22 protein-coding genes are annotated in these 22,371 nt (G+C 72.6%); 15 read left to right on the forward strand and 7 right to left on the reverse strand.

Features of this window, described 5'->3' with window-relative positions; translation table 11 throughout:
• Positions 1-72 precede the first annotated feature (72 nt).
• The 4 genes from ABD296_RS27225 to ABD296_RS27240 form a co-directional block, all read right to left on the reverse strand.
• Positions 73-1,728, reverse strand: coding sequence for a serine/threonine-protein kinase (locus ABD296_RS27225; RefSeq protein ID WP_344272944.1), 1,656 nt, complete (start codon positions 1,726-1,728; stop codon positions 73-75).
• 217 nt (positions 1,729-1,945) lie between these two features.
• Positions 1,946-2,974, reverse strand: coding sequence for an S-adenosylmethionine:tRNA ribosyltransferase-isomerase (locus ABD296_RS27230; RefSeq protein ID WP_344272947.1), 1,029 nt, complete (start codon positions 2,972-2,974; stop codon positions 1,946-1,948).
• On the reverse strand, positions 2,971-4,344 hold the full coding sequence (locus ABD296_RS27235; protein WP_344272949.1) for an MFS transporter: 1,374 nt from the start codon (positions 4,342-4,344) through the stop codon (positions 2,971-2,973). Before ABD296_RS27235 ends, ABD296_RS27230 begins: the two co-directional genes overlap by 4 nt.
• Positions 4,341-5,030 carry an SDR family oxidoreductase gene (locus ABD296_RS27240; RefSeq protein ID WP_344272952.1) on the reverse strand — a complete coding sequence of 230 codons (690 nt, stop codon included), beginning with the start codon at positions 5,028-5,030 and terminating at the stop codon, positions 4,341-4,343. The genes ABD296_RS27235 and ABD296_RS27240 overlap by 4 nt, the downstream gene beginning before the upstream one ends.
• 188 nt (positions 5,031-5,218) lie before the next feature.
• Between ABD296_RS27240 and ABD296_RS27245 the strand changes: the two genes are divergently transcribed.
• The 5 genes from ABD296_RS27245 to ABD296_RS27265 all read left to right on the forward strand — a co-directional run bounded on the left by ABD296_RS27245 (position 5,219) and on the right by ABD296_RS27265 (position 9,560).
• Positions 5,219-6,358, forward strand: a complete 1,140-nt coding sequence (locus tag ABD296_RS27245) for a GAF domain-containing sensor histidine kinase (protein WP_344272955.1) — start codon at positions 5,219-5,221, stop codon at positions 6,356-6,358.
• Positions 6,355-7,107, forward strand: a complete 753-nt coding sequence (locus ABD296_RS27250; RefSeq protein ID WP_344272958.1) for a response regulator transcription factor — start codon at positions 6,355-6,357, stop codon at positions 7,105-7,107. Before ABD296_RS27245 ends, ABD296_RS27250 begins: the two co-directional genes overlap by 4 nt.
• Before the next feature lie 36 nt (positions 7,108-7,143).
• On the forward strand, positions 7,144-7,935 hold the full coding sequence (locus ABD296_RS27255; protein WP_344272962.1) for a PP2C family protein-serine/threonine phosphatase: 792 nt from the start codon (positions 7,144-7,146) through the stop codon (positions 7,933-7,935).
• A gap of 322 nt (positions 7,936-8,257) precedes the next feature.
• On the forward strand, positions 8,258-8,707 hold the full coding sequence (locus ABD296_RS27260) for a DUF2752 domain-containing protein (RefSeq protein ID WP_344272965.1): 450 nt from the start codon (positions 8,258-8,260) through the stop codon (positions 8,705-8,707).
• 88 nt (positions 8,708-8,795) lie between these two features.
• Entirely contained in the window at positions 8,796-9,560 is a 765-nt protein-coding gene (locus ABD296_RS27265) for an RDD family protein (RefSeq protein ID WP_344272969.1), read from the forward strand.
• A gap of 76 nt (positions 9,561-9,636) precedes the next feature.
• Here the strand turns inward: ABD296_RS27265 and ABD296_RS27270 are convergent, their stop codons facing one another.
• Entirely contained in the window at positions 9,637-10,389 is a 753-nt protein-coding gene (locus ABD296_RS27270) for a hypothetical protein (RefSeq protein ID WP_344272972.1), read from the reverse strand.
• A gap of 227 nt (positions 10,390-10,616) precedes the next feature.
• Between ABD296_RS27270 and ABD296_RS27275 the strand changes: the two genes are divergently transcribed.
• The 3 genes from ABD296_RS27275 (at position 10,617) to ABD296_RS27285 (ending at position 12,676) form a co-directional block, all read left to right on the forward strand.
• Positions 10,617-11,405, forward strand: coding sequence for an ABC transporter ATP-binding protein (locus ABD296_RS27275; RefSeq protein WP_344272975.1), 789 nt, complete (start codon positions 10,617-10,619; stop codon positions 11,403-11,405).
• A gap of 159 nt (positions 11,406-11,564) precedes the next feature.
• Entirely contained in the window at positions 11,565-12,338 is a 774-nt protein-coding gene (locus ABD296_RS27280; protein WP_344272978.1) for a sulfite exporter TauE/SafE family protein, read from the forward strand.
• A gap of 89 nt (positions 12,339-12,427) precedes the next feature.
• Positions 12,428-12,676, forward strand: a complete 249-nt coding sequence (locus ABD296_RS27285; RefSeq protein WP_344272981.1) for a hypothetical protein — start codon at positions 12,428-12,430, stop codon at positions 12,674-12,676.
• A 17-nt stretch (positions 12,677-12,693) separates the two neighbouring features.
• On the opposite strand, the gene ABD296_RS27290 is transcribed toward ABD296_RS27285, so the two are convergent.
• Positions 12,694-13,611, reverse strand: a complete 918-nt coding sequence (locus tag ABD296_RS27290; protein ID WP_344272984.1) for a Rieske (2Fe-2S) protein — start codon at positions 13,609-13,611, stop codon at positions 12,694-12,696.
• A gap of 265 nt (positions 13,612-13,876) precedes the next feature.
• The gene (locus ABD296_RS27295) at positions 13,877-16,105 is read right to left on the reverse strand and encodes a molybdopterin oxidoreductase family protein (protein WP_344272987.1); all 2,229 of its coding nucleotides are present in this window, start codon (positions 16,103-16,105) and stop codon (positions 13,877-13,879) included.
• A gap of 118 nt (positions 16,106-16,223) precedes the next feature.
• Between ABD296_RS27295 and ABD296_RS27300 the strand changes: the two genes are divergently transcribed.
• The 7 genes from ABD296_RS27300 (at position 16,224) to ABD296_RS27330 (ending at position 22,282) form a co-directional block, all read left to right on the forward strand.
• Positions 16,224-16,679: an NfeD family protein gene (locus ABD296_RS27300; RefSeq protein ID WP_344272990.1), complete on the forward strand. Its 456-nt coding sequence runs from the start codon at positions 16,224-16,226 to the stop codon at positions 16,677-16,679.
• Positions 16,676-17,716 carry an SPFH domain-containing protein gene (locus ABD296_RS27305; RefSeq protein ID WP_344272993.1) on the forward strand — a complete coding sequence of 347 codons (1,041 nt, stop codon included), beginning with the start codon at positions 16,676-16,678 and terminating at the stop codon, positions 17,714-17,716. The genes ABD296_RS27300 and ABD296_RS27305 overlap by 4 nt, the downstream gene beginning before the upstream one ends.
• Positions 17,717-18,113: 397 nt before the next feature.
• The gene (locus ABD296_RS27310; protein ID WP_344272996.1) at positions 18,114-19,592 is read left to right on the forward strand and encodes an RNase A-like domain-containing protein; all 1,479 of its coding nucleotides are present in this window, start codon (positions 18,114-18,116) and stop codon (positions 19,590-19,592) included.
• Between the two features lie 11 nt (positions 19,593-19,603).
• A complete protein-coding gene (locus ABD296_RS27315) occupies positions 19,604-21,049 on the forward strand; it encodes a hypothetical protein (RefSeq protein WP_344272999.1) in 1,446 nt (481 codons plus the stop codon).
• Positions 21,046-21,336 (forward strand): RNase A-like domain-containing protein, encoded by a 291-nt coding sequence (locus ABD296_RS27320; RefSeq protein ID WP_344273002.1) that lies wholly within the window; start codon positions 21,046-21,048, stop codon positions 21,334-21,336. Before ABD296_RS27315 ends, ABD296_RS27320 begins: the two co-directional genes overlap by 4 nt.
• A 5-nt stretch (positions 21,337-21,341) precedes the next feature.
• A complete protein-coding gene (locus ABD296_RS27325) occupies positions 21,342-21,989 on the forward strand; it encodes a contact-dependent growth inhibition system immunity protein (RefSeq protein ID WP_344273005.1) in 648 nt (215 codons plus the stop codon).
• Entirely contained in the window at positions 21,986-22,282 is a 297-nt protein-coding gene (locus tag ABD296_RS27330) for a WXG100 family type VII secretion target (protein ID WP_344273008.1), read from the forward strand. The genes ABD296_RS27325 and ABD296_RS27330 overlap by 4 nt, the downstream gene beginning before the upstream one ends.
• Positions 22,283-22,371 lie beyond the last annotated feature (89 nt).

A 22,371-nucleotide genomic window follows, 5' to 3' on the forward strand; every position in this document is an offset into this window, starting at 1 on the left:
TCCACAACGGTACCGGCCGCGGGACACCCCTCGCGCGCCCGGTCCGGCATGCGAGACGGCACGCGCCCCGAGTCAGCCGATCTTGTGGACCGCGAGGTCGTCGAACGCGGCGGACATCGCCGGCTCGTCGCCCCGTCCCGGCGCGGCCTCCAGGCCGACGCGACCGGGTCCGAGCGGCCGGCGGGCGTCGGTCGTGTCGATCAGCCGGTGCCCGTTCACCCAGAGCCGCAGGCGGACCTTCGTGCCGTCGGCCTCGTCCTCGCAGGCGATCTGGACCTTGTTCGCCTTGTCCTGGCCGAGGCTGCGCATCGGGCCGCTCTCCGCCAGCTCCTGGACGCCCTGGTCGGGACTGGACTTGGTGAGCGTGGCCTGCCGACCGTCCCTGCGGATCAGGAACGCGTACCGCTGGCCCGTCACTCCGGGCGCGTCGGCGACGGCGCGGCAGTCGAGCCCGTACCGGCCGCTGCCCGTCCCCGGCAAGTCCTGCCCCTTGGCCATGACCGTCACGAGCGCGTGCGCCGGGATCTTGGCGACGTCCAGGGGAGCCGGGACCCAGTTGCCGCCGGTCGTGCCGGAATCCACCACGTAGTAGCCGCCGCCGTAACCGGAGCCCTCGGCCTCGTCGGAGATGTGGTCCAGGGCGCCGGGCCAGCCGGCGTTGGTGTCGGTGAAGTCGTCGCCCCAGACCCGGGTGACGTCGCCGGGCGGCCCGGTGTCCGAGCCGGAGCCCACGCCGCGGGCGATGAGCGCCCCGGCCGCCACCGCGACGATCACGGCGGCGGACACCGCCCCGACCGTCAGCGAACGCCGGTCCGGCCCGGCGCGCTCCGCGACCAGCGTCCGCTTCTCCGTCCACCCGGCGCGCACGGTGGCCTCCAGCGTCGCCGGGTCGTCGGGACGCGCCTCGCCGACCAGCCGGTCGAGCAGCTCCCCGGCGGACGGGCGGTCGCGCGGGTCCTTGGCGAGCGCGGCCAGAGCGAGCCCGCGCAGTTCGGGATCGAGACCGTCCAGCACCGGCTCCCTGGTCTGGATGAGATGGAACGTCTCGGCGATCGTCCGGCCCTGGAACGGGGGCCGCCCCGTCCCCGCGAAGGCGACCACGCACCCCCAGGTGAACACGTCGGACGCCTGCCCGGCGGGCTCCCCGAGCAGCACCTCCGGCGCCATGTAGCACGGCGTGCCGACGACCTGCCCGCTGCGGGTCGGCCCGCCGGAGTCGTCGAGGGGCCGCGCGATGCCGAAGTCGATCACCCGCGGCCCGGTGGGGGACAGCAGCACGTTCGCCGGCTTGAGATCGCGGTGCACGATGCCCGCGCGGTGGATCCCGGCCAGCGCGGTCGCGACGCCGACCGCGAGGCCCTCCAGCGCCGACCCGGCCAGCGGCCCCCGCCCGGCCACCGCGCGGTCGAGGTTCGGGCCGTCGATGTACTCGGTGACGAGGTAGGGCGGGCGCCGGTCGAGGTCGGCGTCGATCAGCGGCGCGGTGCAGTACCGCCGGACCCTCCGCGCGGCCTCGACCTCCCGCCGGAACCGCCGGAGCGCGTCGCCCTCCCCCGCCGGCTCGGGGTTGATCACCTTGACGGCCACCCGGTCCCCGCCAGGGCCTTCGGCCAGGAAGACCGTCCCCATCCCGCCCTGCCCGAGCCGCCCAAGCAGCCGGTACGGCCCGATGCGCTCCGGATCGTCCGGCCGCAAGGCTTCGGCGTGGCGTTCCGCATCGAGAGTCATCGCGATCCTGACCGGTCCGGGAGCTTGCGCAGCACCCTAATGGGACGGAACGCCCCACCCCCCGGTTCGCGCCGGATCAGGCCACCCCTTTCCCGCCTCAAGCGATCAGCGGTGACGCCTGAACAGTTCTTCCACTTCGGGCGGGATGTCGGCGCGCTGGTTGCCCCTGAGGCCGTTCTCCTCCGCATGGCCGGACGGTAGTGGTGGGGGGTGACGGTCAGTGGCTCAGGATGAGGTTGAGGTCTCCGAATTCGTGCCAGAGGTAGTGCTCGTCCAGGGCGGCCTGGTAGGTGGTGGCGAGCAGGTCGGGGCCGGCGATGGCGGTGAGCATCATCAGGTGGGACGAGCGGGGCTCGTGGAGGCCGGTGAGGAGGCCGTCGACGGCTCGGACGCCGCGTTCGGGGGTGACGACGTGCTCGGTCCAGCCTGAGGAGGGCTGGACGGTTCCGGAGGCGTCCACGGTCGTTTCCAGGGCGCGGACGGCGGTGGTGCCGACCGCGATGACGCGGCCGCCGCGGGAGCGGACGTGGGAGACCAGCGCGGCGGTGGGTGCGGGCACCTCGTAGCGTTCGGCGTAGGGCGGTTCGTGGGCCTCGGGGGACGCGACGCCGGTGTGCAGGGTGATCGGGGCGATCAGGACGCCGCGGGACACCAGCCGGGTGACCAGTTCGGGGGTGAAGGGGCGGGCGGCGCTCGGCATTTCGGCGCCGCCCACCGAGCGGTCGTGGGCGAAGGCGGTCTGGTAGGCGGCGGTGGGCCAGTCGCGGTCGACGTGTCCGTACCGGATGGGGACGCCGTGGCGCCGCAGGTAGGGGACGACGTCGGTGCTCAGCCGGGCCTGCCAGAGCCGGTCGGTGCGGCGCCGGATGAGGGTGAGGGTGGCGCCGCCGGGCATCGGGATCCATTCGCCGGGGCTGCCGCCGCTGTAGGGGAGGCTCGCCTTCCCGGACATGCGGCGGAGCTCGACGATCCAGTGGCGGTCGTCGGCGCCGGGCAGGGGCGTGGAGAAGTGGACGCTGATGCGGTCGAGGCGGACGGCGGCGGGCAGCGTGGACGAGGTGTTGACGACGAGGAGGTCGCCGGCGTCGAGCAGCGACGGCAGGTCGCGGAACGCGTGGTGGGAGACCTCGCCGGTGGCGCGGCGGCCGACGAGGAGGCGGACGCCGTCGCGGGTGCGGCCGCGGGCTTCGGGCGGTTCGTGGGCCTCGAGGTCGCGCGGGAGGGTGAAGTCGATGATGTCGGTCATTTCCGGGCCTCCAGGCGGAGTGCGGCGATCACGCCGACGGCGGCGATCGCGGCGAACATCGCTCCGGCGGCGCCGAGCCCCAGGTGGAGCCGGCCGGCGCCGAAGCCGGTGACGAGCGCCCCCGCGGCACCCACGACGAGGGAGGAGCCGAGGGTGTCGGCGATCTGCAGCGCGGAGGAGTTGACGCCCTGCTCGTCCTCGGGGGACTGGTCCAGCATCAGGACGCTGAGGCTGCCCATCGAGAAGCCCATCCCGGCGCCGCCGACGATCCAGGCGGGCACGGCCGCCCAGCCGGACAGCTGGAGGGCGATGGTGACGGCCACGATCCCGACGGTGACGAGCACCGCGCCGAGCAGCGTGAAGAACGCGCGGGACCGCTCCGACCGTCCCTGGATCTGGGACGCGGCGGACCAGCCGAGCCCGCCGACGGTCAGCACGACGCCGGCCGTGGTCGCGCTGAACCCGTGCAGCGAGGTGAGGGTCAGCGGGACGAAGGAGTCGGCGCCGAAGAACGCGCCGGACAGCAGCGCCCGGACGAGGACGACGCTGGGCAGCCCGCGGCGGAACCGGAGCGTCCCGGCGGGCAGCAGCCGGGGGAGCCCGTAGCCGAGCCCGGCGAGGCCGGCCAGGGCGGCGGGGACCATCGTCCAGCCGGTGCGGCCGAGGCCGTAGAGCAGCAGCCCGGCGCCCGCGGCGGCGGCGATGGCGGCGGTGTACCGGGCGCGGCCCGCCGCGTCCGGCGCGGCGCCGGATCGGCGGACGCCGCGCAGCGTGGGCATCAGCAGCAGCGCGGGCGGGATGACGAGGGGGATCAGGCCGAGGAACACCCAGCGCCAGCCGATGTGCTGGGCGACCGCGCCGCCGACGGCGGGGCCGATCAGCGACGGCAGCACCCAGGCGGCCGACAGCGCGGCGAACACCCGGGACCGCAGGTGCTCGGGGTAGACGCGGGCGATCACCACGTACAGCGCGACCATCGGGACGCCGGAGCCGAGGCCCTGGATCGCGCGTCCGGCGACGAACAGCCACATGGTCGGCGCGGCCCCGGCGACGGCGAGCCCGGCCACGAACACGGCGAGCCCGACCATGAACGGGCGGGCCGGGCCGAACCGGTCGACCCAGCCGCCCGCCAGCACGGTGGACAGCAGGCTCGCGATCAGCGTCGCGCTGAAGCCCCACGCGTACAGCGACAGGCCGTCCAGGTCGCCGGCGACGGCGGGCATGACGGTGCCGACCGACATGGACTCGAAGGCCAGCAGGGTGACGACGAGGACGATGCCGAGGGTCGCGACCCGGTACCCGCCGCTCATCACCCCCTGGCGCGGCCGTTCCCCGGCGGCCGCCTCCTCCGGTTCGATCACGGTGGTCATCGTGCGCCGGCCAGGTCCGCGGCGCGGTACCGGCCGCTGGCGGGCCGGCCGTCGACCAGCTTGCGGAACGCGGCGGCGGCCTCCTCGGGCGGCGGCGCGGCGTCGGCGTCCTCGCCGGCGGCGCGCAGCATGTCGGTGCGCATCTCCCCCGGGTCCGCCCACCACACGCGCACGTCGGGCTCCTCGGCCGCGAGGACGTTGGACAGCTGCTCCAGCGCCGCCTTGGACGACCCGTAGCCGCCCCACGTCGCGTAGTCCTCGACCGCCGCGTCCGAGGTGACGTTGAGGATCGCGCCGTGCCGTTCCCGCAGCGCCGGCAGGACGGCCTGGATCAGCGCGAGCGGCGCCAGCACGTTGACCGCGTACGTCTCGGCGAGGTCGGCGACGGGCTGGTCGGCGAGCCGGGGCAGCGGCGTCGTCCCGAGGGTGCTCGCGTTGTTGACGAGCAGGTCGAGCCCGCCGGCGACGGCGCGGACGAGGTCGGCGCGGTGTGCGGCGTCGGCGACGTCCCCGGCGATCGCCGTCACATCGCCGCCGATCTCGCGGGCCGCCGCGTCCAGCACCGCCGCGTCGCGCCCGTCGACGACGAGGCTCCAGCCGTCCCCCGCCAGCTCGCGGGCCAGCGCCCGCCCGAGGCCCCGCGACGCTCCAGTGATCAGTGCTGTCTTCGTGCCGGCCGTCTTCATGCCTCAGACGTTAGGAACCCGCACGGTTTCCGGCATCGGCCATCGGCCCCCGAGCCCGCTCCGCAAATGGTCGTAGGACCCCGGACCCCCATGCCGGGGCCCGCGTCCGGAGGCGCGGACGCAAAACCGAGTACGGTCTTCACATGTGCGCGCCGAACGGCGCGCGAAGGGGGAGGCGAGAAGCCGCGATGGGCGACGCGGAAGGGCTCGGAACCGGGCAGGGCGCGACCCTGCACGCGGTGAGCTCCGCCGTGCTCGCGGTCACCCGCCACCTGTCGGTGCACGAGGTGCTCCAGGTCATCGTCCGGGCGGCGGCGCAGCTGCTGGACGCCCGGTACGCGGCCCTCGGCGTGCCCGACGACGAGGGGTCCTTCGCCGAGTTCGTCGTCGAGGGCGTCTCCGACGAGGACTGGGAGCGGATCGGCCCGCTGCCCCGCCAGCACGGCATGCTCGCGGCGATGCTGCACGGCGACACGCCGAAGCGGCTGCCCGACATCCGCAAGGAGCCGGAGTTCGAGGGCTGGCCGGTCGCGCATCCCGTCCTGAAAGACTTTCTGGGCGTGCCGATAAAGGACGGCGACGACGTCCTCGGCATCATCTTCCTGGCGAACAAGCGGCGGCCCGGCGGGTTCACGCAGGACGACCAGGACCTGCTGGCGCTGTTCGCCGCGCACGCCGCCATCGCGATGGCGAACGCCCGGCTGTACGAGCACAACCGCGAGCTGACGGTCGTCGCCGAACGCAACCGGCTCGCCCGCGAGTTGCACGACGCCGTCGCCCAGAGGCTGTTCTCGCTGCGGCTGACGGCCCGCACCGCGTCCGCGCTGGCCGAGAAGGACCCGGTGCGGACGGTCCAGGAGCTTGAGCAGGTCGAGCGGCTCGCCGCCGACGCGCTCGCCGAGCTGCGCGCGGTGATCTTCGAGTTGCGGCCGGCGGACCTCGCCGACGGCCTGGTCGCCTCGCTGCGCAAGCACGCCGAGGTGCTGGACCGGGCGCACGAGACCGCCGTCCGGTTCACCGCCGCCGAACCGGTCGTCCTGCCGGAGGAGCACGAGGCCGTCGTGCTGCGGATCGCGCAGGAGGCCGTCTACAACGCGCTGCGGCACGCCGGGGCGCGGACGGTCGACGTCAGCCTGACCGTGCACGACGGCCGCGCCGTGCTGGAGGTCGCCGACGACGGGTCCGGCTTCGACGCGCTCGACGGCGAGCAGCAGGGCGGGCTCGGGCTCGCGTCGATGCGCGACCGGGCGTGTTCGATCGGCGGGACGTTCGCGGTCGGCGCAGGCCCGGAGTGCGGCACGACCGTCCGGCTGGAGGTGCCGCTGTGACCCCGGCGACCCCGCCGACCTCGCCGGCCCCGCCGACCCCGGCGCCGATCCGGGTGCTGATCGCCGACGACCATCCGGTCGTCCGGCAGGGGCTGCGCACGTTCCTGAGCATCCAGGACGACATCGAGGTGGTCGGGGAGGCCGCGGACGGCACATCGGCCGTGACGCTGGCCGAATCGCTGGAGCCCGATATCGTGCTGATGGACCTCAAGATGCCGGGCGCCGACGGCGTGACCGCGCTGACGGAGCTGCGGGCTCGGGGAGTGGGGGCGCGGGTGCTGATCCTGACCAGCGTCACCGAGCGCGGGTACGTGCTGCCGGCGGTGCAGGCGGGCGCGGCCGGCTACCTGTACAAGGACGTGGACCCGCGGGCCCTCGTCCAGGCGATCAGGGCGGTGCACGACGGTCATGTGCTGTTCGCGCCGGACGCGGCGGAGGCGGTCCTGCGCTCGGAGTCCGGGCGCGAGCCGGCCGACCGCGGCCTCGCCGCGCTCACCGAACGGGAACGGGAGGTGCTCGTGCACATCGCGCGCGGCAGATCGAACCGGGAGATCGCCCGCGCGCTCGTGGTCTCGGAGAAGACGGTCAAGACGCACGTCAGTAATCTGCTCATGAAACTGGGAGTGCAGGATCGGACGCAGGCGGCGCTGTACGCCGTCCGGCACGGCATCGGCCAGAACGGCGGCGGCCAGGACGGCGCCGGCCGGGAGGACGGTGCGGACCGGGCCGGGCAGGCCGCCCGTGAGTGATACAACTCCTCTGACAGGATCGTCATCGAAATCGGTATGAACGTAGCAATCAGGTACGCAGCAGGCAGTGACATCGGGTGCAACCGAGAGAACAACGAGGACTCGGGCTACGCCGGTGCACGGTTGATCGCGGTCGCGGACGGCATGGGGGGCTATGCCGGCGGCGAGGTCGCGAGCTCGACCGTCATCGGCTCGCTGCGCTCGCTGGACACCGGCGCCCATGGTGACGATCTGGTCGAGAGCCTCGGCCGCGCGGTCGCGGAGGCCAACGAGAAGTTGCGCATCGTCCGCGAGGAGCGGCCCGACCTGAGCCGGATGGGCACCACCCTGACCGCGATGCTGTGGTCGGGCGAGTCGGTGGCCCTGGCGCACATCGGCGACTCGCGCGGCTATCTGCTGCGCGACGGCGAGCTCTTCCAGATGACCCAGGACCACACGATGGACGAGCTGCTGAAGGCGGAGGCCGAGCAGGCGGGGCAGACCGCCGACCCGGCCGAGACCTCGCGGCTGTCGCACGTGCTGTACCGGGTGCTGGACGGCCGGGACGACCGCGAACCCGACCTGCGGCTGCGGGAGGCGCGGCTCGGCGACCGCTACATGCTCTGCTCGGACGGCCTGAGCGGCCCGGTCGAGGCGCAGCGCATCTACGAGCTGCTGTCCGCGGAGGCCGATCCGCAGCGGGCCGTCGCCGCACTGATCGAGGAGGCCCGGGCCAACGGCGGCCCGGACAACATCACCGCGGTGGTGGCGGACGTCGTCGAGGCGGAGTACCACTCCGAGGCCGGCGGCCCGGCGGTCGTGGGCGCCGCCGCGTCGTCCCAGTCCTGATCCGGATCCGCTCCGGCCGAACCGGTCTCCTCCGCATTCCGGCTCGCCCCGTCCCGCCCGCGGCCCTGCCCGCAACCTTCTCCGCGGCTCCGTCCGCGGCCGCCTCCGCCGGGTCTCCCGGTGCCCTCGCGGAGTCATTCGTGCATCGGTACCCGTAAAGCGTGCCCGCATAGCTGCCGGTTTGTCCTACTCTTGCTCCGAGGTGGACTCAGCATGCCCTCGGTAACGGTCCCGTCGCGGATCGTTGCCCGGACTTGACCCGCCTCCGGGTGAACCCGGTATACGGGTCACTCAGCTGTATGTCTTCGAGGCGGAGGATTCGTTGGGGGGAGCGCCCGGGGCGGCGGCCACCGGCGCACCGGACGGTGCGCTCGGCAGGCTCGTCAGCCGGACCCTCACCGCAGCGCGGCGCGGCCCACGAGGCGCGATGCTGCGCGTTGCGGCGATGGCCGTTGCGGCCGTCGGCGTTTCATGGATCCACCGCCTCCACGACCCCGGCGTGCTCCGCCCCTGGCGGGCGCTCACCGGTCCCCCGCGTCCCCTGTGCGGGGGGACCGCCGCGTTCACCGACCTCGTCACGGGCCGTCCGGCCCGCGGCGCGCAGGCGGACCCGGCGGCCCTGACCGGTGCGATCGCCGTCGCCCTCGCCCCTCCGGGGCCCTGGGGACGGTGGTGGGCACTCCAGCCGAAGACCCGTGCCCGAATGCTCGGCACCGCCCTCGCCGGGTCGGAGCTGTGGCGGCTCGTCCGGTTCGGTGTTCTGCGGGTTTGAGCCGCGGTCGGTCGTCGGTCAGACTTGCGGAGCCCTCCGGGTCCGGCGGGCGTCACATATCCACAGGGTCAATCAATAAGGAGCAAGTGTGGGTAACCCCTACGACCCGTACGGTCAGCAGCCGGGCTACGGGCAGCAGCAGCAGCCTGGGTACGGGCAACAGCAGCAGCCCGGGTACGGCCAGCCTCCGGCGCAGCCGGGCTACGGCCAGCAGCCCGCCCAGCCCGGGTACGGCCAGCCCCAGCCGGGCTACGGCCAGCCTCCGGCGCAGCCCGGGTACGGGCAGCAGCAGCCCGGGTACGGCCAGCCCGCCGCGCAGCCGGGTTACGGCCAGCCGCCCGCGGCGCAGCCGGGCTACGGCGCCCCGCAGGTGCCCGCCCAGGCGCAGCCGGGCTACCAGGAGGTGCACCACCACCACTACGGCTCGACCGGCCAGCTGGCCGAGTGGGGCTCGCGTGCCGGTGCCACCATCATCGACGGGCTCGTCATCGGCGCGCCGGTCGGCATCCTCTACTTCATCGCCGCCCTGCTGATGGGCTCCGGGAGCGGCGGCGGCGTCGTCATCGGCCTGCTGTTCCTGCTGATCGCCGTGGTCATCGGCTTCGGCGGCGGGCTGTGGATGATCTACCAGGAGGGCACCACCGGGCAGACGCTCGGCAAGCGCCAGATGGGCATCAAGGTGGTCAGCGCCCAGACCGGCCAGGTCCTCGGTTTCGGCGGCGCCTTCGTGCGGCGCCTGGCCCACTTCGCCGACAGCATCGCCTGCGATGTCGGCTTCCTCTGGCCGCTGTGGGACGAGCGCAAGCAGACCTTCGCCGACAAGATCTGCAACACCCTCGTCGTCCGCGCCTGAGCGCACGGCACGCGTTGAGCGGGGCGTCCCTCCGGGGACGTCCCGTTTTCCGTTTCCCGGCGCCCCGCGGCCCCGGCTACGGGACGGGGTCGAACGCGCTGTTGCACGCGGCGACCAGCGCCCGCCGGACGGCCCGGTCGAGCAGCCGCAGCGCCTCGCCGCGGCGGTGCATCTGGTCGGCGGTGAGGCCGCGCTCGTCCATCCGCCGCGCCAGGTCCACCACCATCGACAGCCGCGTCGCGAGCGCCGCCAGCCGGTGCGCGCGCGGCGGGTAGCCGGGGGCCAGCGGATGGCCGCGCTGCGGGTCGCGCAGGTCGACCAGCGCGTCGGCGATCTCCGGCGGCACGCCGGTCACGTCGTCCACGGTCAGCAGCGCCTCGGTCGCGTCCCGCATCGCCAGCGTCAGCTGCCGGTCGGCGTCGGCGAGGCCCGGCACGTCCGGCGGGTTCGCGGACGCGTCGTGCGTGGTCCAGCGCACCCCGACGTAGGACGAGCCGCGCCGGTCCTCCTCGGGGACCAGCCCGATCGCCCGGTCGCCGAGCAGCGCGACCACCGCCGCACCGGCGTCGATCGCGGTCCGGTTGAACTCGGCGGGGCCGGTCAGCCCGAGCGGGTCGCCCGGCTCGGGCAGCGCCAGCCGCAGCGCGGTCAGCCCGCCGACCCGCAGGTCGCCGAGCCCGCGGCGCAGCGTCACCTCGGCGGGCTCGCCGCCGAGGATCTGCGGGCCGGCCGCCTCCTCAACCGCGTCCACCGCCTCGTCCAGGCCGACGCTTCCGGTCAGCCAGGCATTGCCCCACGCGACCAGCGCGGTCGCCACGTCCTTGCTCATCCCGTCCAACACTCCCCAATGGGCATGCGATCCACCATAAGCGCTCGGATCGCCTGTGCCATCGGGCGCGCGGGACGTTCCGTGCTTCCCCCCGCGGCCGGGACGGCGGTGCCGTCGGGGAGCCGGGGGGCGGCGGGGACCCGGTATCGCATAGGTTCTTTCCTGGACAACGGACCGGTCCGGACCGGGACCGGTGGGATCACCGGGAATGGGGACGAAGGCGCGCGATGGCCGGCGAGGTACTTCAGCTCCGCGGAGTCGGGGTCAGGCGCGGGGGGTCCGCCCTGCTGCGCGATGTCACGTGGACGGTGAACGAGGGCGAGCGGTGGGTCGTCGTCGGCCCCAACGGGGCGGGCAAGACCACGCTGCTGCAGATCGCCGCCGCGATGATGCACCCCACCGAGGGCGCGGTGGAGATCCTGGAGGAGGAGATCGGCCGCACCGACGTGTTCGAGCTGCGCCCGCGTATCGGCCTCGCCAGCACCGCGCTCGCCGAGAAGGTGCCGGCCGGCGAGAAGGTCATCGACCTGGTGCTGACCGCCTCGTACGCGATCCTCGGCCGCTGGCAGGAGGAGTACGACTCCACCGACGTCAGCCGCGCCGTCGCGCTGCTGGACGCGCTCGGCTGCGCCGACCTGATGACGCGGACGTTCACCACGCTGTCGGAGGGCGAGCGCAAGCGGGTGCAGATCGCCCGCGCGCTGATGCCCGACCCGGAGCTGCTGCTGCTGGACGAGCCCGCCGCGGGCCTCGACCTCGGCGGCCGCGAGGACCTGGTCGCCCGGCTCGGCGCGCTCGCCGACGACCCGGCGGCGCCGACGATGGTGGTGGTGACCCACCACGTCGAGGAGGTCCCGGACGGCTTCACGCACGCGCTGCTGCTGCGCAAGGGCGAGCTCGTCGCGCAGGGCAAGGTCGACGAGGTGTTCACCCCCGAGCACCTGACGGCCTGCTTCGGGCTGCCGCTGGCGATCGACCGGCAGAACGGCCGCTGGTACGCGCGCGCGGTCCGCTGACCCTGCCGCTGACCGGGCCGTTCGGCGGTTCGCGCCGCGATCACCCGGCCTTTCCGGACCAACCGTCACGGAACCGCCACCCCCATTAGCGTCCTGAGCTGCACTGTCCCTACCATCATGAGCGCCGTTGCCAACTGCTAGCGCTGGGATGGGGCCCTCTTGAACCTGCTGGACGCGGTCGCGGTGTTCGCGGCCGGGGTCGCCGCCGGAGGCATCAACACGGTCGTGGGCTCGGGGTCCCTGATCACGTTCCCGACGCTCGTGGCGCTCGGCTACGTGCCCGTGGTGGCGAACGTGTCCAACAACATCGGCCTCGTCCCCGGCGGGGTGACCGGCGCCTACGGGTACCGCGCCGAGCTGAAGGGGCAGCGCGCCCGGCTGCTGCGGCTCGGCAGCGCCTCGCTGGTCGGCGCGGTGATCGGCGCGCTGCTGCTGCTCGGCCTGCCCGCCTCGGCGTTCAAGTTCATCGTCCCGATCCTGATCGTCATCGCGCTGGTGCTGGTGGTGGTCCAGCCGCGGCTGCAGAAGTGGATCCGGGAGCGCCGCGAGGACGGCGGCGGCCACGCGCACGGCGGGCCGTGGCTGTGGATCGGCGTCCTGCTGGCCGGCATGTACGGCGGCTACTTCGGCGCCGCGCAGGGCATCATCCTGATCGCGCTGCTCGGCATCATGCTGGACGACGACCTGCAGCGGCTGAACGCGAGCAAGAACGTGCTGTCGGCGATCGTCAACGGCACGGCGGCGATCCTGTTCATCCTCACCTGGCTGTTCTCCGACACCGGGATCGACTGGTGGGCGGTGCTGCTGATCGCGGCCGGCTCCACGGTCGGCGGGTTCATCGGCGCGAAGGCGGGGCGCCGCATCCCGCCCCTCGTGCTGCGCGGCGTCATCGTCGTCGTGGGCGTCGTCGCGATCGTCAATCTGCTGCGCTGACCAGCGTTTTCGCCCTGTTCGCGGCGATTCGTTCGAGCGGTTTCGGGGTATAAGTCGAATATACGTTCGACAACCGGAGGTTCGCGCCGATGAAGGGCGACAGGGTGGAGATCGTGATCGACGCCGGCGGCGAGGGGACGCGGACGTACGAGGTGGTCGCCGCCCGGGCGGGCCGCCGCGTGGAGGTCGCGACCCGCCGCGGCGTGGTGGAGGTCAGCGAGGTCACCCGCACCGGGACCCCCGTCCGCACGGCCCGCTTCATGGCCAGCCGCGTCCTGGCCCTCGTGGAGTACCCGAACGCCGACGCGCACCCCGACGACGCCGCGCCCGGCTCCTGACGGCGCCGGGCTCCTGGCTAGCCGAGCGGGCGGACCTGGACGATGCCGTCGGTGACGCGGGTCTCGAAGCAGGGCTGGCGGGCGGTCGCGGGGCCGTGCACCACGGAGCCGTCGCGGACGCGGAACGTGCTGCCGTGCCACGGGCAGACGATGCAGGTGTCGGCGTTGTCGTCGGTGACGATGCGGCCCTGGTGCAGCGGCCCGGCGAGGTGGCTGCAGCGGTCGGCGAGGACGTTGATGTCGTCGCCCTCGCGCAGCACGAACAGGCTGATGTAGCCGAGGCGGCGGTGCACGGGCCAGCCGTCGGGGAGCTCGTCGACGGCGCACAGGTCGTGCCAGCCGGTCCCGACGAGGTGGGCGGTCTGGTCGGCGTGGCTGGCGCCGGCGGCCTGCCGGAACGCCAGGTGGCCGCCGAGGTAGGCGCCGCCGAGCAGCACGGTGAGCCCGGCGAACCCGAACGCCTTCCCGGCGCCGTCCCGTCCCTGGTAGCGGGCGGCGAGGGACGCCGAGTACAGCATGCTCGCGGTGGCCGTCGCGGACGCGTGCACCAGCCCGACGCGCTGCTGCTCGCGGTGCAGCGCGGACCAGTCGGCGATGCCGGTGAGGACGGTCGGGACGGCCCCGGCGAGCCCGGCGGCGACGAGCGCCTGGGAGGCGCGCGCCGTGCCCGGCATGAGGTCGAGGATCGCCGACGACATCCAGCAGCCGATCGGCACGTCGGTGAGCGGCGTGTGCGCGGGGTGCCCGAACGGGACGCCGTGCAGGGTGTCCTTCAGCGGCCCGGGGCGGAGCGTCCTCCGGACCGCGGTCGAGAGCACCCGGATGGTGCGGTCGAGGCCGCGCGCGTGCTCCAGGGTCTCCGTCGCGTCCGCCAGCCGCTGGGACGCCTGCGCCCGTGCCCCGCGCCGGAAGATGTTGCTCGACCGCCGGTTCATGTCCCTCCCTCGGGTGCGTGCAGCCGGTCCGCCTGGGGCGGCGCCCGGACCCATCGGTTCCGTCCGGCCCACTGGTTAGAGACGGCCGTAATGGGACGCTTGGTTGCGAGGTTAGTCGATCCCCCAAGTGACGTTCGAGGCGGCCCGAACCGCCCGCGGCGAGGGATACCTACCTGGACGCGCCGGGGCTAAACACATCGTGCAACGGGCGTGCACGCGGAGCGAGCACAGCGGCTCCAGGGGGTCGCCCCCCAGGGGAACAAGGTCAGGCCCGCACCGGTGTCAGGGTGACGGGAACGCCGTTGAACACGGCGTTGCCGGACAGCGGGTCGATCTCCTGCTCGTCGGTGACGGCGTTCACGTTCACGCCGGCGTGCTCGCGCGCGACGGCCGTGCGGGTGCCGGGGCGGTCGTGCCCCCAGCCGTGCGGGAGGCTGACTACGCCGGCCATGACGGCGTCGGTGGGTTCGGCGACGGCCTCGACCGAGCCGGTGCGGGAGTCGACGCGGACGGTGTCGCCGGCGGCGACGCCGAGCCGCGCGGCGTCGCCGGTGTTGAGCTGCAGCGTGCAGGTGTTGGAGCCGCGCACCAGCTCGGGGACGTTGTGCAGCCAGCTGTTGTTGGAGCGCAGGTGCCGCCGCCCGATCAGCACGAACTCCGGCGGCCGGTGCTCGCGCAGCGCGGAGTGGAGCCGGTCGACGTCGGCGGCGCACGTGGACGGGCACAGCTCGACGCGTCCGGACGTCGTGCACAGCACCTCGTCGATGCGGGGCTTGAGGGCGCCGAGGTCGAGGCCGTGGGGGTGCTCGGTGCGCAGCCGGGTGAGCGTCAGGCCGGCGGGGTCGGCGCCGAAGCCGTCGCCGTAGGGGCCGAGCCGCAGCATCATGTCGAGCCGCTGCTCAGTGGGGGTGCCGCTCTCGTTGAGCATCTTGCGCAGTTCGTCGGGCTCGCGGCCATGCACCGGCGAAGCGGGCATCTCGGTCGCCTTCCGCAGCGTCGACGTGATGATCATCTCGTCGAGCGCGGCGGGGTCGCCGTCGGTGCCGGACGCGGCCAGCGCGAGCCGCGCCAGGATGCCGGACTCGCTCGGCCGCCCGTCCGGCAGCGGGACGATCGGCGGCGAGTAGCGAGCGTAGTCGCGGACGGCCAACCCGGTCAGCGCGATGTCGTAGTGCGGCGTCTGCACCGGACGCGGCGGCGGCAGGATGACGTGCGCGTGCCGGGTCGTCTCGTTCAGGTACGGGTCGACGCTCACCATGAAGTCGAGGCCGGCGAGCGCGCGGTCGAGCCGGGCGGCGTTCGGCGCGGACAGCGCCGGGTTCCCGCCGATGGTGACCAGCGCCCGGATCCGGCCGTCGCCGGGCGCCTCGATCTCGTCGGCCAGCGTCGCGACCGGGAACTCGCCGTTCACCTCGGGCAGGTCCCGGACGCGGCTGCGCCACCGCCCGGTCGTGAACGGCCTCTTGCGCCGGTACACGGGGGCGTGCGCGGGACGCGGGAACATCGCGCCGCCGGGCCGGTCCAGGTTGCCGGTCAGCACGTTGAGGACGTCCACGAGCCAGCTGTTGAGCGTCCCGAACGCCTGGGTGCACGTGCCGATCCGCCCGTAGACGGCGGCGCGCTCGGCGGCGGCCAGCTCGCGCGCGGTCCGGCGGATCGTCGCGGCGGGCACGCCGGTGACCGGCGCGACGCGCTCGGGCGTGAAGTCGACGGCGAGGGCGCGCATGTCGTCCAGGCCGTTCACCCGCCCGTCGAGGCGCACGGTGACCAGGTCCTCGGCGAACAGCGTGTGGACGAGCGCCATCAGCAGGAACGCGTCGGTGCCGGGACGGATGAACAGGTGCTCGTCGGCGAGCGCGGCCGTCCGGGTGCGGCGCGGGTCGACCACGACGACCTTCCCGCCGCGCTCCCGGATCGCCTTCAGCCGTCCCGGGAAGTCGGGCGCGGACGCGAGGCTGCCGTTGGACTCCAGCGGGTTGGCGCCCAGCATCAGCAGGTACCCGGTGCGGTCGAGGTCCGGCACCGGAATGGCGAGCGGGTCGCCGAACATGTGCCCGCAGCTCACGTGCTTCGGCATCTGGTCGGCGGTGCTCGCGGTGTAGAGGTTGCGGGTGCCGAGCGCCTTCACGATCGCCGCGGCGTACAGCGGCCCCGCGATCGAATGCGCCGTCGGGTTTCCGATGTAGACGGCGATGGCGTCCCGCCCGTACCGCTCGATGACCCGGGCCAGTTCCTGCCGGACGGTCTCGAACGCCTCGTCCCACCCGGCCGTCCGATGCGCCTCGCCGTCGCGGACGAGCGCCTCGCCCAGCCGGTCCGGGTCGCCGTCGAGGACCCCGAGCGTCGCGCCCTTCGGGCACAGGAAACCCTTGCTGAACGGGTCGTCCTTGTCGCCGCGTACGCGCGTCACCGCGCCGGCGTCGTCGAGGGTCAGCTCGAGCCCGCAGAGGGCCTCGCAGAGGGGACAGGTGCGGAAGGCCGTGCGGTCGCCCATGTAGACGCTCCTCCTGTGGGACCGAACTCCATTCTGGCCTTTTCTCGCCGGGGGCGCCATTTCCCGTCTTTGGGGTTACTTTGTTGATGAGGACTTCCGGCAGCCTCAGGGAGCTGCTATGGGCGCGTGGGCCGTCTGGTTGCTGATCGCGGCGCTGCTCGGCATCGCCGAGCTGCTGACGCTCACGTTCGCCCTGGGCTTGCTCGCGGTCGCCGCGCTCGCCGCCGGCCTCACCGGCGCCCTCGGCCTCCCGCTCGCCGGGCAGCTCGCCGTCTTCGCCGCCGGCTCCGTCGCCGGGATCGCGGTCGTCCGCCCCATCGCGCACCGCCACATCCGGCAGCCGCCCCCGCTGCGCACCGGCACCGCCGCCCTCGTCGGACGCGAGGCCCTCACCCTCACCGAGGTGTCCCGCGCAGGCGGACGCGCCCGGATCGGCGGCGAGGAGTGGTCGGCCCGCCCCTACGACCCCGACCTCGTCATCCCCGCGGGCGCCGCCGCCGACGTCCTCGCCATCGAAGGGGCCACGGCCCTGCTGTACCCGGTCCCGGGCGGGCCGGTCGAGGAGTCACCATGACCGATATCGCCATAGCCCTCCTGGTCGTCGCCGTCGCCGTCCTGGCCGTGGTCACCACCGCGGTGATGCGGTCGGTGTGGATCGTGCCGCAGGCGCGGGCCCGCAACGTCGAACGGCTCGGCCGCTACCACCGCACCCTCGAACCCGGCATCAGCTTCGTGCTCCCGTTCGTCGACCGGGTGAAGTCGCTCATCGACCTGCGCGAGCAGGTCGTGTCGTTCAGGAAGCAGCCGGTCATCACCGAGGACAACGTCGTCGTCCACATCGACACCGTCCTGTTCTTCCAGGTCACCGACCCCCGCGCGGCCGACTACGAGATCGTCAACTACATCAAGGCGATCGAGCAGCTCACCGCGACGACCCTGCGCAACGTCATCGGCACCCTCGACCTGGAGGCGACCCTCACCTCCCGCGACCGGATCAACACCGCGCTGCGCGGCGTGCTGGACGACGCGTCCGGCAAGTGGGGCATCCGCGTCACCCGCGTGGAGATCAAGGCGATCGAGCCGCCCGCGTCTATCAAGGACGCCATGGAGAAGCAGATGCGCGCCGAGCGCGGGAAGCGGGCCGCGATCCTGACCGCCGAGGGCGCCCGCGCCTCCCAGATCCTCACCGCCGAGGGCGAGAAGCAGTCGGCGATCCTGAAGGCGGAGGGCGCCCAGCAGGCGGCCGTGCTGGAGGCCGACGGCCAGGCCAGGGCGATCGAGCGCGTCTTCGCCTCCATCCACGCCGCCGACCCGGACCCGAAGCTCCTCGCCTACCAGTACCTCCAGACCCTCCCGAAGCTGGCCGAGGGCCAGGGCAGCACCTTCTGGGTCATCCCCAGCGAGGTGACCACCGCCCTCCAAGCCATAACCCAAGCCTTCACCAACACCGCCCAGCCGAAGCCGAAGCCAGAGCCGTCCGAAACCGACGAACCGGAATCGCCTCGCGAAATCTCCTCCAGCGACCCGCTACCGCCGTACCAGCTCACCCAGGGCAAGTCCAACAACCAGGAGCCTCCCCCTGACGTGAAACATATGCCGCAAATGCCTTGACGGTCGGTGTCAGGAATCCCTACCGTCCCGTTGATCGCGCCCCGCAATCCGCGCTGCGACGGAGGACCGCCCCATGGGCTCCCCGGCACCACCGAGCGGTCCCCCCGGCTCGCCGGGGCCGCCCGCGACCACCGGTCCGTCCCCCGGCCCGCCCGCGACGAGCGGACCGGCACCGTCCCCCCAGCCGAGCGGCGGTGGCAACCCGCCCGCCACTCAGACCCCGCACCCACCCGTCACCACGGGCCCCTCGCCATCGCCGAGCCCGTCCACCCGGCCGCCGCAGCAGCACGGTCCGCAGCGTCCGACCTACCGGTCGCCAAGTGAGATCGGCGGCCGCACGGGCGTCTTCGACGTCGATCCCCCTCGCGTCTACGCGGCGGCCGACACCATGCACCACGTGGGCAACGCGTTCGGCAAGGCCATGCTGGACGTCTCCCGCGCCCTGCACGGCAACCACGACATGGCGGGCAAGGACTACGTCGGCGAATTCTTCGGCGCCTTCTACGACCCGATCGCCCAGCAGATCGTCATCGCGTGGGAGAAGCTCGTCATGGCCCTCGGTGGCGTCACCGAAGGGCTCACCGTCACGGCGAACAACTTCGTCACGGCCGAGTGGCACTCCCGGCACGGCGCGGGCGAGGGGCCGGCGACGAAGCCGGTCCCGCAGTTCCACGATTTCACCTACCACCGGCCCGCATCCGCCTCCGGGAGCGGATACCTCGACTTCGGCTCACTCGCGGAACAACTCGCGTGGGACATGACGCTCCCGACCGTCCTCAAGCTGTTCCCGCGCGGCCACCAGGACCGCCTGCATCGGGCGTCGGCACAATGGCGGAACGCCGCCAACGCGGTGTCCACCCTGTCCCGCCAGGTCAACCAGATCATCAACACGATCACCCTCGACTCGGGCGCGGTGGTCTTTCCGCACGGGAATCGGCGCCTCTCCCTGGGGGTGGTGCGCACCTGGCAGGAGCAGATGCGTACGTTCTGCAGCCGGATCTGGGGCACGGCGCCCTGGGACGGCCCGAACGCCGACCCGGCGCCGCTGCACGTCCTCGGGAACGGGGCGACGGCCCTCGCCGGCGCCTGCGAACGGCACGCCCACGCGATCGACGTGACTCGGAGCAAACTCGAGCGAAGGCTGGGAGCCGCGGCTTTCGCAACGCTTCTCGGTCTCGTCCTGAGCGAGGGGACGGCGGGCATCAGCGCGGAGATAGCGGGAGTGTTCGACGAGAAGATGCTCGCCGACTGCGTGACCATCCTCGTCGAGGACTACTACGACCCGGTGCAGACGACGAAGGCCGCCGTTGCGAGCATGGGACTGCTCGCCCAACTCCAGCATGCCGCGAAGCGGACGCCGACGCTGAACGCCATGGAGGCTCAAGCCGAGTCGGTCGGCGACCGGGCCCTCCACGACTTCGACTACCCGGGCCTGAAGAACACCGTGGCGGGAAAGGGATCCCAGGGGCGTCCCGGCGCCGGCAACGCCGCGTACCCGATCGACCTGGCGGGGCAGGAGGGCACCGACGGCGCACACGTGATCGACAGGCACGTGGGCAAGACGAACCTCCAACTGGTGGATCGCCTGACGCAGCAGAACGTCTCGGCGGCGTCCTCGTTCAATAGCCTGGACGAGGCCCAGCGGTACGTCCAAGCCGCGATCGACAGCCCTGGGGGACACGGTTACATCGCCAACATGCTCGCGCACCAGAACCAGCAGCAAACGGAGTTCACCTACGACGCGGGGCAACCTGTCGGACGGCTCGTCGACCAGAACGGCCACGTGACCAAGGTGAACAGGCTCCATGTGGTCATCAGGCGCGACAACCGGCTGATACCGCCGTTCGTCGTGAAGACGGCCTATCCCACCCCTTAGCCGATGTGCCGATGACTTGGAGCATCATGTGGGACGGAACGTACGATCATGATCCGTACCGTGAGAAGACGGCTCTGGCCACGGTTCTTTACAGCTGTCGCTGCAATGCCGGAGACGAGGCGGTCGCCGGATGGATCGCCGGCATTCCACGACGCTACGCACGCATCCTCCGTCATCCGCGGCAGCATCGGACGAGTGCGGCTCGCGTGGATCTAGACTCGGCGCTCGCCTTTCTGGGCAACGTTGACGAGTCTTGGGAGGAAATCGGTGCGGACGGCGACCACATGGTCTTTGGGAGCGGGGAGCAAGAGGAGCTCTGCGCCGAGTTCGGGCCTTCGGTCCCGAAGGTTTTCGCGGGCCTGCGGAAGTCGTTGAAAGCGGCTGACCGATGTCCTCTGGTGGATGCTTCGCAGCTTGCTTACGCTGGGGAGTTCCGGTCCTTTTTTCCAGCGTTCTCCAACAAGGTCGTTCAATGGCTCTTCCATGTGCGTGACAAGCACGATCAGGAAACCGTCGCCAAGAGGCTCGTCAACGAGGCACTGTCACCGCACGGACTGGTCAAGGACCCGGTTCCAGTCGAGAGTCGGCTTGTGTGCGCCATCGGCGAGTACAAGGAAATGGTGGCGACAACGCGTGATCCCAGTGGATACGAGTTGGGCCTGCCGGTGGGCGGAGCCCCGCGGATGGGTTGGCTTCCATGGTTCGCGGTCGTGGCCGACGCCATTGCCGCACGCCTCCAGGGAATACGGGCCGTCCGCCCGGACGAAGGCCCGAGGGTGAGCACGCCGGTCTGGCCGCCTGTGGCGGCGCCCGGCTTGGATGATCGGCTCTATGGCAATGCGGCCCTGTTCTACGAGGCCTTCGAGGGGCGTCCCATCAGCGACACCCCCGATTGGAGGGCGGCCGATGTCGTGAGGCGCTTCAAGCGTGCCTGCGACAGCCTTCGCTTCCAGCATGAGATCGCGCCGGTCGCCGCTCACCTGAAGGCCCTGATCGCCGGTGCCGCGTACGATCCTCGCCTGGTGCGCGAGGTGCTTGGCCCCGTGGAGGTCTTCCGAGGTGTCGAGCCGCTCGATGCGCTGGTCGACCTCCTTCCCGAACTGCTCGATGATCGGTACCCGCCGCGTGCGCACCCCTCGTTCGCCGAGTTGCCGTTGAACGGGTGGGAGTTGCGGTTCCGGTTTCCTCTGCTGGCGCGGTTCGGCGGGTCGCGTCCCGATGCGGGCGGCGGGTATCGCCTCTCGGTTCTCACCAAGTCGTTGAAGCCGTGGCGGGTGGGTTTGCCGCCGGTGATCGGGGAGATCGGGGAGTTGCTGGCGCTGCTGCCGTCGGACGAGGATCTCGATCGAGCGATGGCGCATCTGGGCGCCACGGGCACCGGTTGGCGGCCGGTGCTGGACACGATCGCGGACGAACTGACCGCACGCATCTGGGCGGGGGAGGACGAGCCGGGATGAGGGGCGCTTCGACCTTCACCGACACTGCGGCGGCTCAGCGCTTCGTGCAGGCCGTGGTGGACGCGAACACGACGGCGGTCCGAGAGTGGCTGGCCCACGGACGGTCCGGACGGCTGCGGCTGAACGGGTACTTCCCAGGCGAGCCGACCGGACGGATGCAGGTGCGCGGCATGCTGTACGCGGGGCGGGGGCCGGTGGACGTGCACGGTGTGGCCGTGGTCCTCAAGCGTTCCGATGCCCACGCCAACGGCTTCGTTGTCCTGACCGCCTATCCGACCTGGGTGTGACGCGTATGGATCTTCGGCCGAGCACGGTGCAGGCGCGGTTCGGGGCCGCCGCGCGCGTGCTGGACGCCTATGCGGGCCAGAGTGCGGACGATGGCCCGGGGCGGCTCGGCGCCGCGTTGACCGGATTCCTGCGGCGCACCGAGCCGGTGATGGCTTCGGTCGCGGCGGGGCAGTTGCGCGATCTGGCCGGGATGCTCGCGGAAGCGGAGGACGCCGTGCCCGCTCCGGTGCGGGCGGCGCTGCCGCGGACGCCGGACGGGGCGCGCGCGGGCGGTCCGTGGCTGGAGACCGTCGCTGACCTGCTCGATGACGCCGTTGATCACGGATTCCCGGAACCCGGCGCGCCGGTCAGCCCGTGGGAGTGGCGGCAGCGGTTCCCCGCGTTGGCGCAGTTCCTCGGCTGCTATTTCACGCAGGATCTCCCGGACGAGTTCGCCGACCACGACGCGGCGGCCGCCGCGTGGCTCGCGACCGCGTCGCCGGTCGAAAGGGCACGGCTCACCGGTGAGATCGGCGAGGCGCTCGCGCTGGGGCTGTCCGACGGCGATCTGGACGAGGCGCTCGCGACGCTCGGCATGGACGTCGAGCCGCCGCTTCCCGCGCCGGCCTGGCTCCGCCGTGTCGCCGATCTGGTCGCGGAGGAGCCGGCATGACGTCGGAGCTACGGGTCGATCTCGACACGATGGCCCGGACGGTCGAGGCGTTCGAGCGGCTGCGCAAGGAGTTCGTCGAGTGCGTGGACGTGCTGGACGGGAACCTGCGCCTTCATCTGGCGGAGTGGGACGGCGACGCCCGCCACGCCTATGACGTGGCGCATCGGGACTGGACGGAGGCCGCCGCGGACATGGCCGATCAGATCGCCTACTTGCGGCATTGGCTGACCGTCGGTCATCGCAATTACAGCGGGGCGCTGGACGCGGCCATGAGGACCTGGCAGAGCGAATAGGCGTTCGCAATCGGGCGGCGCCGGACGGGCCGGATGTGGTCGGGGGTGGTGTGGGGGTGATTGTCCTGGTCGTGGCATGCTTGGCCGAT

The organism is Actinomadura napierensis, from assembly GCF_039529375.1.
Lineage (GTDB): Bacteria > Actinomycetota > Actinomycetes > Streptosporangiales > Streptosporangiaceae > Spirillospora > Spirillospora napierensis.

Coding starts and splice junctions, on each gene's coding strand:
- ABD296_RS27225 (WP_344272944.1), bottom strand. CDS start 1,728: ATGACTCTCGATGCGGAACGCCACGCCGAAGCCTTGCGGCCGGACGAT.
- ABD296_RS27230 (WP_344272947.1), bottom strand. CDS start 2,974: ATGACCGACATCATCGACTTCACCCTCCCGCGCGACCTCGAGGCCCAC.
- ABD296_RS27235 (WP_344272949.1), bottom strand. CDS start 4,344: ATGACCACCGTGATCGAACCGGAGGAGGCGGCCGCCGGGGAACGGCCG.
- ABD296_RS27240 (WP_344272952.1), bottom strand. CDS start 5,030: ATGAAGACGGCCGGCACGAAGACAGCACTGATCACTGGAGCGTCGCGG.
- ABD296_RS27245 (WP_344272955.1), top strand. CDS start 5,219: ATGGGCGACGCGGAAGGGCTCGGAACCGGGCAGGGCGCGACCCTGCAC.
- ABD296_RS27255 (WP_344272962.1), top strand. CDS start 7,144: ATGAACGTAGCAATCAGGTACGCAGCAGGCAGTGACATCGGGTGCAAC.
- ABD296_RS27270 (WP_344272972.1), bottom strand. CDS start 10,389: ATGAGCAAGGACGTGGCGACCGCGCTGGTCGCGTGGGGCAATGCCTGG.
- ABD296_RS27275 (WP_344272975.1), top strand. CDS start 10,617: ATGGCCGGCGAGGTACTTCAGCTCCGCGGAGTCGGGGTCAGGCGCGGG.
- ABD296_RS27285 (WP_344272981.1), top strand. CDS start 12,428: ATGAAGGGCGACAGGGTGGAGATCGTGATCGACGCCGGCGGCGAGGGG.
- ABD296_RS27290 (WP_344272984.1), bottom strand. CDS start 13,611: ATGAACCGGCGGTCGAGCAACATCTTCCGGCGCGGGGCACGGGCGCAG.
- ABD296_RS27295 (WP_344272987.1), bottom strand. CDS start 16,105: ATGGGCGACCGCACGGCCTTCCGCACCTGTCCCCTCTGCGAGGCCCTC.
- ABD296_RS27300 (WP_344272990.1), top strand. CDS start 16,224: ATGGGCGCGTGGGCCGTCTGGTTGCTGATCGCGGCGCTGCTCGGCATC.
- ABD296_RS27305 (WP_344272993.1), top strand. CDS start 16,676: ATGACCGATATCGCCATAGCCCTCCTGGTCGTCGCCGTCGCCGTCCTG.
- ABD296_RS27315 (WP_344272999.1), top strand. CDS start 19,604: ATGACTTGGAGCATCATGTGGGACGGAACGTACGATCATGATCCGTAC.
- ABD296_RS27320 (WP_344273002.1), top strand. CDS start 21,046: ATGAGGGGCGCTTCGACCTTCACCGACACTGCGGCGGCTCAGCGCTTC.
- ABD296_RS27325 (WP_344273005.1), top strand. CDS start 21,342: ATGGATCTTCGGCCGAGCACGGTGCAGGCGCGGTTCGGGGCCGCCGCG.
- ABD296_RS27330 (WP_344273008.1), top strand. CDS start 21,986: ATGACGTCGGAGCTACGGGTCGATCTCGACACGATGGCCCGGACGGTC.